General features: G+C 36.1%; 9 protein-coding genes. All 9 read right to left on the bottom strand.

What is annotated here, in order from left to right:
• Positions 1-198 precede the first annotated feature (198 nt).
• Positions 199-1,563, bottom strand: a complete 1,365-nt coding sequence (dnaB, locus tag BK579_RS01935) for a replicative DNA helicase (protein ID WP_078543272.1) — start codon at positions 1,561-1,563, stop codon at positions 199-201.
• Positions 1,564-1,912: 349 nt separating this feature from the next.
• Positions 1,913-2,359 (bottom strand): 50S ribosomal protein L9, encoded by a 447-nt coding sequence (gene rplI, locus BK579_RS01930; RefSeq protein ID WP_078543271.1) that lies wholly within the window; start codon positions 2,357-2,359, stop codon positions 1,913-1,915.
• Complete coding sequence (locus BK579_RS01925) at positions 2,356-4,332, bottom strand: DHH family phosphoesterase (RefSeq protein WP_078543270.1); 1,977 nt, start codon at positions 4,330-4,332, stop codon at positions 2,356-2,358. Before BK579_RS01925 ends, rplI begins: the two co-directional genes overlap by 4 nt.
• Positions 4,333-4,358: 26 nt before the next feature.
• Positions 4,359-5,273, bottom strand: a complete 915-nt coding sequence (locus tag BK579_RS01920; protein WP_078543269.1) for a YybS family protein — start codon at positions 5,271-5,273, stop codon at positions 4,359-4,361.
• A 305-nt stretch (positions 5,274-5,578) separates the two neighbouring features.
• On the bottom strand, positions 5,579-5,818 hold the full coding sequence (gene rpsR / locus BK579_RS01915; protein ID WP_078543268.1) for a 30S ribosomal protein S18: 240 nt from the start codon (positions 5,816-5,818) through the stop codon (positions 5,579-5,581).
• A 35-nt stretch (positions 5,819-5,853) separates the two neighbouring features.
• Positions 5,854-6,396, bottom strand: coding sequence for a single-stranded DNA-binding protein (gene ssb, locus BK579_RS01910; protein ID WP_078543267.1), 543 nt, complete (start codon positions 6,394-6,396; stop codon positions 5,854-5,856).
• 51 nt (positions 6,397-6,447) lie between these two features.
• A complete protein-coding gene (gene rpsF / locus BK579_RS01905; RefSeq protein WP_078543266.1) occupies positions 6,448-6,735 on the bottom strand; it encodes a 30S ribosomal protein S6 in 288 nt (95 codons plus the stop codon).
• A gap of 448 nt (positions 6,736-7,183) precedes the next feature.
• Positions 7,184-8,284 (bottom strand): redox-regulated ATPase YchF, encoded by a 1,101-nt coding sequence (gene ychF / locus BK579_RS01900; RefSeq protein WP_078543265.1) that lies wholly within the window; start codon positions 8,282-8,284, stop codon positions 7,184-7,186.
• A gap of 378 nt (positions 8,285-8,662) precedes the next feature.
• A complete protein-coding gene (locus BK579_RS01895; RefSeq protein WP_078543264.1) occupies positions 8,663-10,663 on the bottom strand; it encodes a molybdopterin-dependent oxidoreductase in 2,001 nt (666 codons plus the stop codon).
• Positions 10,664-11,358 lie beyond the last annotated feature (695 nt).

Genomic DNA, 11,358 nt, shown 5'->3' with positions numbered 1-11,358 from the left:
TAACCGGAATTTCTCCGCCTATGTGACGTGAAAAATCAACAAAGATGATGATTTACTTGGAAAATGTCTTCTGAAGTATTCTACTCCACTCTTCACTTTAGTCTCCATACACGAAAAATACCACAGTATCAACACCTATGGTATTCCAAAATGTTTCTTATCTTGCAAAAAAAGACCACCGAATCTTTTCGGTAGTCTCTACGCTCCTGGCGGCAAATCAGCATCATCGAATCGCCGTTCTAAGTTAACGAATTTATTGTATTCCTTTACGAATGCTAGTGATACAGTTCCTACTGGACCGTTACGTTGCTTAGCGATGATAATTTCTATGATATTTTTATTCTCGGATTCTTTGTCATAGTAATCATCACGATATAAGAAGGCAACTATATCGGCATCCTGCTCAATACTCCCAGATTCACGAATATCAGACATCATTGGACGTTTGTCTTGACGTTGCTCAACACCACGAGAAAGCTGTGATAGAGCAATTACAGGTACCTTTAGCTCACGGGCTAACTCTTTTAAGGAACGAGAGATTTCAGAAACCTCTTGTTGACGGTTATCTTTACTTGAGCCACTACCTTGGATTAACTGTAGGTAGTCAATCAATATCATGCCTAATCCTGTCTCTTGCTTCAGTCTTCTACATTTAGATCGAATGTCATTGATCTTAATCCCAGGAGTATCATCGATGAAAATTCCTGAGTTTGATAGACTTCCCATCGCCATCGTTAGCTTTCCCCAGTCCTCTGCCGTTAGAGATCCGGTTCTTAAGGCTTGGGCATTAATATTACCTTCTGCACAAAGCATACGCATGACAAGCTGCTCAGCACCCATCTCTAGACTAAAGATTGCTACATTCTCATCTGTTTTCGTTGCAACGTTTTGTGCAATATTAAGAGCAAAAGCAGTTTTACCAACCGATGGACGAGCGGCAACGATGATTAAATCATTTCGTTGAAACCCCGCTGTCATCTTATCTAGTTCCTGGAATCCAGTTGGAATTCCAGTAATATCTCCCACACGATTGTGAAGGGTTTCAATATTGTCATAGGTTTGGACTAATACATCTTTAATATTTTGAAAGGCCCCTGCATTCTTTCTTCGGGAAACCTCCATAATGTTTTTCTCAGCTTCATTTAACAAAGCATCAACTTCGTCTTCTCGTGAGAAGCCATCTTGTGCAATGGTAGTTGCTGTACGAATTAATCTTCTAAGAATCGACTTTTCTTCTATTATTCTTGCATAATATTCAATATTAGAAGCTGTTGGAACAGAATTAGCAATGTCACTTAAATAAGAGACGCCCCCTATTTCTTCTAGCATTCTACTATCTGCTAATTCTGACGTAACTGTAACTAAATCAACAGGTTCACCTTTATCTGAAAGTGTTAACATCGCTTTATAGATTTTTTGGTGTGCTGCTCGGTAAAAATCTTCAGGAATTAAGACCTCAGAAGCCAATGTAAGAGATGCTGGTTCTAGAAAAATCGCACCAAGTACAGCTTGCTCAGCTTCAATATTTTGCGGAGGAAGACGATCCGTCATAAGCTCGCTCATATACTCCACCCCTATCTAGTGATATACCTTATGTCTATTATAGTATCGTGTATTTAAAAAATAAATTAAGTTTTAATTTTCATAAACTATAAAAATCCTTATATAAAGGCTATTTTCGTAAACTTTATTGCTTCTTGAAAAGTCTTTTAAATTACTATGAACTAAGTAGTGTGGCATCTTTTCTTCCTAAATTAAAGCAAAATCCTAAAATACACTGTATTTCACTTTATACGAGATTAATTAACAACAACCTTTTTAGAAAAGAGCCTATATAAAAAATGTGATCTGTTACAATAACAAAATCACATTTCTTTATTTTATACGATTTATGATCACATTTAAATGGTAATTACTGTTCAGTTACATGAACCTTAACAGTAGCTGTTACTTCTGGATGCAGCTTAACTGGAACATTTGTGAAACCTAAAGCACGAATTCCATCAGGTAAATCAAATTTACGCTTGTCAATTTTAATCTTATGCTTTTTAGCTAACTCGTCAGCGATTTGCTTACTTGTAACAGAACCAAATAAGCGACCACCTTCTCCAGCTTTAGCATTTAGTTCAACCGTTAATGCCTCCACTGTTTCCTTTAAGCTTTTTGCTTGATTTAGTTCTTCAACAGCCTCTTGTTGTTCTTTATTTTTCTTTGCATCTAATGTTTTAACATTTCCAGACGTTGCTTCAATCGCAAGTCCCTGCTTTAAGAGAAAGTTGTGTGCATAACCATCTGCAACGTTTTTCACTTCTCCCTTTTTCCCTTTTCCTTTAACATCTTTTAAGAAAATAACCTTCATGATTTACTGCCTCCTTCAAAATATTCATCAATGGCGTCTTTAAGACTTTGTTCTGCTTCATCAATCGTTACATGAGAAAGTTGTGTTGCAGCATTTGTTAAATGCCCACCACCACCTAGCTTTTCCATGATAACCTGGACATTGATGTCGCCTAGTGATCTTGCACTTACACCGACTAACTGATCATTCCTCATGGAAATAACAAATGAGGCAATTACATCACTCATTGTTAATAATGAGTCTGCTGCTTGTGCTATTAATACTTGATCAAACAGTTCATCTTCTCTACCTCTGGATATAGCAATCCCTTTTTTATAAATATAAGATGAGCTTATTAATTCATTCCGCTTTTTAAATTGAGTAATGTTTTCTTTTAAGAATTTCTGAACCAATACCGTATCTGCGCCTTGTGAGCGAAGATATGAAGCAGCATCAAAGGTTCTAGAGCCCGTTCTTAGCGTGAAGCTTTTTGTATCAACAATGATCCCCGCTAATAAAGCTGTTGCCTCTAACATGTTCATTTTAAGCTTTTTAGGCTGATATTCTAACAGCTCAGTAACTAATTCTGCAGTAGAAGAGGCATACGGCTCCATATAAACTAGTAATGGAGATTCAATAAATTCTTCGCCTCGTCTATGATGATCAATGACTACAATATTATCTAATTTATATAACAATCTTTCCTCTATGACAAGTGATGGCTTATGTGTATCCACCACCACTAAAAGGGTATCATTATTATTTGACATTTCTAATGCTTGCTCTGCGCTGATGAAATGAGCCCATAAGTCGTCATGATTTTGAATCTCTTCAAGTAAACGATGTATCCCCGAGTCAATTTCATTTTGATTAAGAACGATAAATGCTTTTTTCTGGTTGATTTGTGCAATCTTTAAAATCCCAATTGCCGCACCCACTGAATCCATATCAGGATACTTATGTCCCATAATTAAAATCTGATCGCTATCAATCATCAGTTCTTTTAATGCATGTGAAATCACTCGAGCTCTCACTCTTGTTCGCTTTTCCATTGGATTGGTTTTACCACCAAAGAACTTTACTTTTCCATTTACTTGTTTAATGGCTACTTGATCACCACCACGCCCAAGCGCTAAGTCTAAACTTGATTGGGCAAGTGCCCCGAGTTCTGGTAATGAAGGGACACCCGTTCCAATCCCTATACTTAAAGTTAACGGAACACCATCCTTTGACGTTTGCTCTCTTACATCATCTAAAATGGTAAACTTACCTTTTTCAAGTAACGACAGAATATGTTCATTTAAGACTGCTGTAAAGCGTTCAGATGACGTACGCTTTAAATAAACTCCATTTTCATTAGCCCATTTATTTAAAATAGATGTCACTTCACTATTAATTGTACTTTTTCTTTGATCATCCATTCCTTGTGTAACTTCATCATAATTATCTAAGTAAATTACACCAATAACTGTCCGCTCGTCTTCATACAACTTCTCAATTTCGGTTTGTTCTGTAACATCGAAAAAATATAGAAGACGCTCTTCCCGTTTAATAATCACCTTGAATTTACGATCATAAATCGTAATGATCTCAGTGTCAACTTCTTGTTTAATTAACGGAATCAATGCATCTGCTACACTATACAATGATCGTCCTACTAGTGTATCTTCGTCAAAACAGGTTGATAGATAAGGATTCGTCCATTCAATATAGTATTCATCATTAAACAACATAATCCCTATTGGCATTTCCATTAACGCTTCTTCCCCTACCTTTTTTAAACGGTAGGAAAGAGTAGAGATATAATTCTCCATTTCTTGATTTAACAATGTATCTGCTCTATATAGGAAATATAAAATTAGCCCAAGTAGCAGAAAGCCTATAATTCCAATCAAATAATGATAATACAAGATCACCCCTAAAAGGATACCTGTGACTATGAGTAGGGCATAGATAGGATAGCGAAATACTTTCTTTTTATAAAAGTCAGGCATGTCTTTTTAACTCCCTATGCATATTTCTAGCTTTTCGGTTTTATCTTATTTCTTAGTTGAAACCCTAAGTCAATTATACCTAAGATTCGAATAATAGAAAGAAGAAATGGTGCTAATATGATCGTGATTATCTTCAGAAACTTAGGCAGGTTCTTAGCATGAATCAAGTAAAAGATAAATGAAAGTCCCTGAATCACCATCAATGATTGTAGTATATAATATAAGTTTGTAACCGCCATATAATAAAATGTGCCAACTTCCATTTCAAACAGCATTAATACCAATACGGCTAAATAATACCACAAAATACTAATGGGTATTGTGATTGTTCTTATTTCTGGTAACTTTTCAATATCTTTAGACACTCTTTTTAATATCGGATATGAAAGAAGCTGTGATATTAAGGCAAAGAAAAACGCGGTTGTAACAAATAAACTAGGTAATAAATACGGAAAATTTTGTATGGATTCTTCAAGTTGCTCAAGAGCGGCCTCATTTTCCATTTCTAGTCCTTCCATCATCTCTACCGATTGTCTTGCAGATTCAAGAATTAATGCTGAAAAATCAAATGCAAATAAACTACTTGCTATTGCATAGAAGATAACAAACGTAATTATGTAGGAAAGCGTCATACCTAATAAAATTTCAATCGCTTTTTTTCCCCTTTGGTGAAGGATACCATAAACTAGACCACTAACTCCAAAGATAAGGGAAAAAATAATCCCTGTAACTGATGTAAATAATAGCGACAAGGTAGTTGCAGCGATTAAAAACACTAATGCTTTTTTGATATCATATTTACTTGCAAAGATAATAAATGGAATTGGCAAAATAAAAGCCATAATCGTTCCTAGCAATGGAAGAAAAACTGATGCTAAAAGCATGACAATATAAATGGCAAGCAGCATTGCTCCATCTACAATAAATCTATTTTTATTCATTTTTACACCTCTCTTACCCGTTTGGTACTATTAACCTACTATCTACATTTAAATTAAACAAAACATCTTCAAATTACAATATGTATCTTAAATCAACAGTAAGCTATGGTACACTAAAACCCATTGGTTCCAATCTTATTATAATTTCCTTTTCTAAAGCAACCTAAACGTGAGATAAGACACTGATTAGTGGAATTCACCGCTTTTAATAACAACAGGCTTTTTAAAAGTAGCCCTTTATTACAATCGTATTTTAAATGGACTAAAAAAAGCAGTGAGGAGACCTCACTGCTTTTTTTATTTATTTATTCACCTGCAACATATGGTAATAAAGCCATTTGACGAGCGCGTTTGATAGCAATCGTTAATTTACGTTGATATTTTGCGCTAGTACCTGTTACACGACGAGGTAAAATCTTTCCACGCTCAGAAATAAATTTCTTTAGCATATCCACTTCTTTGTAATCGATGTGAGTGATACCATGAGCTGTGAAGTAACAAACCTTACGACGTTTTGCACGTCCTCCTCTGCGTCCACCTGCCATTTAGAATCTCCTCCTTCCTTTTATATTTCTGTTTATTAAAACGGTAGATCGTCGTCCGAAATGTCAATTGGTTGTCCATCATTTGCAAATGGATCATCATTAACCTTTGTATATCCACCTTGATTGTTGTTTCGTTGTTGGTTCTGATCCTGGCCATACCCATATCCTTGACCTTGACCTTGGTTACCACCGCCGCCGTATGGACTAGGATTTCCACCGTAAGAACCTCCACCGCCACGCTGCCCTTCATTGTTAGCACTTCTTGGTTCTAAAAATTGAACACTTTCAGCTAAAATTTCAGTCACATAGACACGTTTACCATCTTGACCTTCATAGTTACGAGTTTGCACTCGTCCATCTACTCCAGCTAGGCTTCCTTTTTTCAAAAAGTTCGCCACATTTTCAGCAGGTTTACGCCAAACTACACAATTGATAAAATCTGCTTCACGTTCACCTTGCTGATTCGTGAATGCCCTGTTAACAGCTAACGTGAAAGTTGCTACAGCTACTCCACTTGGGGTATAGCGTAGTTCTGGATCCTTCGTAAGTCTACCTACGAGAATTACGCGATTCATCATCAGAACCCACTCCTTCAACAAATATTCTTAAAATATATTATAGACTAATTATTATTCTTCTATCTTAACAATGATATGACGGATAATGTCTTCACTGATTTTAGCTAAACGATCGAATTCGTTGATAGCTTCAGAACCAGACATTACGTTAAGAATCATGTAGTAACCATCGCGGAAATCGTTGATTTCATAAGCTAAACGACGCTTACCCCATTCTTTTACGTTTGTAATCTCCGCACCATTGTCTGTTAAAACGCCACTAAAGCGTTCTGTTAAAGCCTTTTTAGCTTCATCATCAATGTTTGGACGGATGATATACATAATTTCGTATTTTCTCATCACGTTCACCTCCTTTTGGACTAACGGCCCTTTTAGAAAAGGGCAAGGAGCAATCTTTCAATTACTCACAGAGTAGAATTATAGCATACCGTTAGTTGATTAGCAATAGAATATCCTAGAAAATAAAAAAACACCTAGTACTCTATAATCAATTGATTACATATCAGTACTAGGCAATAATTTTTGTTTTTATACATTGTCTACCTTGAAATTAGCTTAGGTTAGCGGAGTTCCCTTCGCTGCGATTCACTCGCTTTCCGCGGGGCGGTTCGTGAGCCTCCTCGTCGCTTCTTGGCTCCTGCGGGGTCTCACGCTGGCCGCATATCCCGCAGGAGTCGAGTGACTCTTCGCTCATTCCACACTTAGTAAATAATAAACACGTAAAACTACAATATAATTTAGGGTGGTTTTTTCATAACATAGTAAAAAATTTTGTTATTTACATTGTTTATACATTAAATCTAAAGTGAATGATGTCTCCGTCTTTTACAATGTATTCTTTACCTTCAAGGCGAACTTTTCCTGCCTCACGTGCTGCTGTCATAGATCCACTGTTAATAAGGTCGTCATAGGAAACTGTTTCTGCACGGATGAATCCTCTTTCGAAATCAGTATGGATGATTGCCGCACATTGAGGTGCTTTCATTCCTTTTCTAAATGTCCATGCTCTTACCTCTTGGACACCAGCTGTAAAATAGGTTGCTAAACCAAGAAGATTGTATGATGCTTTAATTAGTTGATCTAGACCAGATTCTTCAATTCCAAGCTCTTCAAGGAACATGGCTTTTTCTTCTCCCTCAAGCTCAACAATTTCTGATTCAATCTTTGCACAAATAACAATTACTTCAGCATTATCTGTCAATGCAAACTCTCGGACTTTGGCAACATATTCATTACCAGAGGGGTCTGCTAAATCATCTTCACTTACATTGGCTACATATAGCATTGGCTTTATTGTTAAAAGATGAAGTCCCTTAACAATTTTCATTTGCTCATCAGTAAACTCGACTGTTCTCGCAGCTTTTTCTTGTTCAAACGCTTCTTTAAGCATCAATAGAATTTCATGCTCAATTAAAGCATCCTTGTCCTTTTGTTTCGCTAATTTACCTACACGATCAATTCGCTTATCAACTGACTCTAAATCCGCAAGAATTAGCTCCAGGTTAATTGTTTCTATATCGTCAATAGGGTCTACTTTTCCAGATACATGTGTGATATTGTCATCGGCAAAACAACGTACGACATGACAGATTGCATCCACTTGGCGAATGTGAGATAGAAATTTATTACCTAGTCCTTCCCCCTTACTCGCACCTTTTACAATTCCGGCAATATCTGTAAATTCAAATGCAGTCGGAACAGTTTTCTTTGGTTGTACTAATTCCGTTAATTTATTTAATCGATCGTCTGGTACCTCAACAATCCCTACATTCGGATCAATCGTACAAAACGGATAGTTTGCAGATTCTGCACCAGCTTGTGTGATTGCATTAAAAAGTGTTGATTTTCCAACATTGGGTAATCCAACAATTCCTGCAGTTAATGCCATATTCATTCGCTCCTCTTTATTCACTATGTAATAGTAACTTTATATCTTCTAAAAATGAATCATCCACATCTTGATGGACTTTTCAATAAGCTTGTTTTTATTAGTAACCTTCACAATTATAGATAGTATAGATAAAAAACACAAGCTTTATAAGGACAATAGAATGCCTACGTACTTCTTTCCAACTACTGAATTTTGGCTTTATTCTCATGAGTATTAGGTATTCATAAACGCTTTTGTTTTAAATACTTGAGGGTCTAATTACTTAACCCTTGTAATGAATGCTGACATCTGGAACTAAACACCAAAAAAACGTTCATAGTTTATATACTTTCTTAGAACATTTAAAAAGGAGTTGATTTATTCAACTCCTTTTGCCTACACTTTTTCTATATTAACTAGACAATCATATAGTGTGCTTCCTTGAAGATTGTCTGATTCACGATTTGGAGTAAGCTGATTTACACTTCCACCAAACTTCCCCCATTGGCCCTCATCAATATTTACTGTCTTCCTATGAGCTCTTGGAAGAATTTTAACTTTTCCTTCCAAAGTTCCCCTATCATTAAAGACCTTTACTAAATCATTCTCCTTCAAACCCTTTTCCTCTGCAATATCCTTTGAAATTTCCACTTTTATAACTTGTAGACTATTTATTACATGATAATGTTGTGAATGATTTGAACGTAATGGGTGTATAGTTAATAATGTATAAGGATATTTATTAGCAAGTGCTTTGTTTGTTATGATTGATTCCTCAGGAAATAATAACTTTAACTTCCCATCTAGATTTTTTGTTCCTGCTAATTCTGAATGAAATTCGTATTTACCACTTGGGGTTTTAAACTGATAATCTGCCCATGGAACATGGTCAATTGGTAACTCAAAATGACCAGTCTTTCTTACGTTCTCTAAGGAAAATCCTTTGTTTAATAAGGTGCCTAAGCCCATTTCAATCCATCGCTCTCTAGAATAATTAAATTCCTCACCAAATCCCAGTCTTTTCGCTAATTCCGACCAAATCCACAAATCTGATTGTACCTCTCCTGGAGAATCAACTAATTTGGGTCCATAATTAACATAATGGTGATACATTGATGAGTAATACAAATCTTCTTCTTCAAAAACTGTTGCAGTTGGTAACACATAGTCTGCTAATTCAGCTGTATCTGTTAAAAATTGATCGATCACAACTAATGTCTCAACTGACTCAAAAGCTTTGCGAACTAAATTTGTATCAGGCACTTGTGTTAAAGGATTACCACAAGAAACAACAATCATTTTAATTTCAGGTTCAACCGCCTTTAAAATGCCTTCTGCTTGCTTCATCATAGAGAAGGTTCGATGTTCTTTTCTTTTGTGCTGAAGAGCTAATCCACCAGTATCAAAACTTTGCCCTACTTGTAGATTTCCAAAATTAGCTCCACCACCAGGTATACCAATATTCCCGCTAATTGCTACTAGTGCATCGATTAATCTAATCGTATTTCCACCATTATCATACCTTTGCATTCCTAAGCCTAAGAAAGTAGAAGTAGGTCCCTCACTATATACCTTCGCTAAATCTGAAAATGTTTCACGTGAAACATCTGTATAGAGCTCTAAATCCTCCATTGTGACAGAGTTTAATAACTCTTCAAATTCCGAATATCCAATTGTATAGTTTTGGATAAACTCTTGATCATGCCTTTTTAAACGAACAAGTTCTTTCATAACGCCAATCGCAAGAAATCCATCCATACCTGGCTTAACACTAATATATGAGTGAGCAATTTTTGCAGTTGGATTATAGATTGGATCAATCACTATGATCTTTGCTCCCTGTTCCTTCGCCTTCAACAAATATTGATATAGATGCATATTTGTTCTAGAAACATTTCTTCCCCAAATAACAATATGCTTACTATTCATGATATCTTCCGGAGAATGGCTCCAGGAATCCCCAAAATCCCATTTTTGGGCTTCTATCCCTGCCCCCCAACAAATACTACCTGTTAACTCAGTAACCCCTCCATAGCAGTTAAAAAACCTTTTATCGATATTCTTTAATAAACCACCATTTGAATAATCATGACTATGCAAAACTGAAGTAGTACCAAATTCCTTTTTTACTTCAGCCATTTTTGAAGAGATTTCATCTAAAGCTTGTTCCCAACTAATTCTTTGAAACTCTCCATTTACCTTTTTTAAGGGATACAAAAGTCTTTGATCGGAGTTTGTTCGAGTTTCTAGCATTCTACCTCTTCCACATATTTTGCCTTGGGTAATAGGATGCTCAGGATCACCATCTACTTTTATAATTCTTCCATTATCTATTTCTACGTTAAATCCGCAATTATCCCAACAATTCAATGAACATGATGATTTTAGTGTTGCCATTCGTTCATCTCTCCTATTAATAGCTAAAGAATACTTTTTAAAAAGAAAAGCGGAAGGCGCTCGTTCATCGGCGACAGGCATAAGACGAGACGGCTAGAAGGTTGCTCTTTAACCTTCTAGATGGATTGACTTATGACCCCGAGCCGATAGCGCCTGGAGCTAGGCACTAAGCTAAGTATAATTTTTCATCCTCCATGGTGCTAATTTTAATTAGCATAGAAGTCTACCCTGAAAATAACCTAGGTTGTGGAGTTCCATGAGCTGCGATCCACTTGCTTTCCGCGGGGTGTTCAGTGAGCCTCCTCGTCGCCAAGGGCTCCTGTGGGGTCTCACGAAACCGCTAAATCCAGCAGGAGTCAAGTGGCTCTCCGTTAATTCCACACTAGGTGAGCCACATTTTCATTCTTCAGGGTGCGATATACATATTTAGCATAGGGTGTCTAACCTAAAAAGCATATAATATATTTATAAGTTTTACTTATTAGCTTTTATTTAAATCATTTTAGAAGTCTTTGTTATATCCAAACCTACACATTAATTTTCAACTCTGCAAATGATTAATTTTTTTCTAGCATACATGTTGAAGTGTTTTTCTGCAAATCTTTTAAATTGGTATTTAAAGTTAACGATTGCACCCATTAACAATACTATAAATAATAAAAGCACCCTATAAAGTTGTCCTTGATTTAGACTCA

The organism is Litchfieldia alkalitelluris (assembly GCF_002019645.1).
Taxonomy (GTDB): Bacteria; Bacillota; Bacilli; order Bacillales; family Bacillaceae_L; genus Litchfieldia; species Litchfieldia alkalitelluris.
The sequence above is the reverse complement of the archived record's forward strand: the minus strand, read 5'-3'. Positions and strand labels throughout refer to the sequence as shown.

What these genes read in the sequence shown, in the direction of transcription:
- dnaB (WP_078543272.1), bottom strand. Translation starts at nt 1,563, where the DNA reads ATGAGCGAGCTTATGACGGATCGTCTTCCTCCGCAAAATATTGAAGCT.
- rplI (WP_078543271.1), bottom strand. Translation starts at nt 2,359, where the DNA reads ATGAAGGTTATTTTCTTAAAAGATGTTAAAGGAAAAGGGAAAAAGGGA.
- BK579_RS01925 (WP_078543270.1), bottom strand. Translation starts at nt 4,332, where the DNA reads ATGCCTGACTTTTATAAAAAGAAAGTATTTCGCTATCCTATCTATGCC.
- BK579_RS01920 (WP_078543269.1), bottom strand. Translation starts at nt 5,273, where the DNA reads ATGAATAAAAATAGATTTATTGTAGATGGAGCAATGCTGCTTGCCATT.
- rpsR (WP_078543268.1), bottom strand. Translation starts at nt 5,818, where the DNA reads ATGGCAGGTGGACGCAGAGGAGGACGTGCAAAACGTCGTAAGGTTTGT.
- ssb (WP_078543267.1), bottom strand. Translation starts at nt 6,396, where the DNA reads ATGATGAATCGCGTAATTCTCGTAGGTAGACTTACGAAGGATCCAGAA.
- rpsF (WP_078543266.1), bottom strand. Translation starts at nt 6,735, where the DNA reads ATGAGAAAATACGAAATTATGTATATCATCCGTCCAAACATTGATGAT.
- ychF (WP_078543265.1), bottom strand. Translation starts at nt 8,284, where the DNA reads ATGGCATTAACTGCAGGAATTGTTGGATTACCCAATGTTGGAAAATCA.
- BK579_RS01895 (WP_078543264.1), bottom strand. Translation starts at nt 10,663, where the DNA reads ATGGCAACACTAAAATCATCATGTTCATTGAATTGTTGGGATAATTGC.